Raw genomic sequence first — 565 nt, forward strand, 5'->3', positions numbered from 1 at the left:
CCGTAAAGAAAAAGCCAAAATGGAGACAATCGAGCCGCGTTCGGTAAAAAATATTCGCCTGAAAGTGTATCTTGCCGATTACCAAGGCTCCGACGGCAAAATCAGTTCCGACTTAACCACCATTCCAATGAAGTGAGTGCAATATGAATCAAAATAAAGCATACAAATCTTTAAAATATTCTATCCGTCAATGCGGAGAAGATGAAATTGAGATTCGTAATTCCTTTTTTGACGGTTATCCTCGAGGATTTATTCGCCTCTTATTTATCGGTATTTTTTGTATGAGTTGGTATCAAAATGCCAAATATAAACAACCACCATTTTCTTATGAAATCGCTGCAATAAAGGAAGATTTTGTTTGGGCATTTAATCCTGATAAAAAAATTTACCCTATATACGAAGAAAGTAAGAGAACTCATAATGATCCAGAGTTCAGAAAAATGTTTCCTAATAATAAGCTGCTTCCTTATAACGAATATAGAATTCCTTACATCGAAAGAAGAACTACTGAAAGAGCTAGAGCTTATTTCCACCCAATCTGGATGGCATTCCTGCTATTTTTATT

At 35.2% G+C, this 565-nt stretch carries 1 pseudogene; it reads left to right on the forward strand.

From position 1 onward, the window contains the following. Window positions 1-143: 143 nt before the first annotated feature. Window positions 144-565, forward strand: a pseudogene (locus tag HMPREF3263_RS10490) (hypothetical protein); the annotation flags it as partial.

Origin of the sequence: Haemophilus sp. HMSC61B11, from assembly GCF_001838615.1 — a bacterium.
Classification (GTDB): domain Bacteria; phylum Pseudomonadota; class Gammaproteobacteria; order Enterobacterales; family Pasteurellaceae; genus Haemophilus_D; species Haemophilus_D parainfluenzae_AD.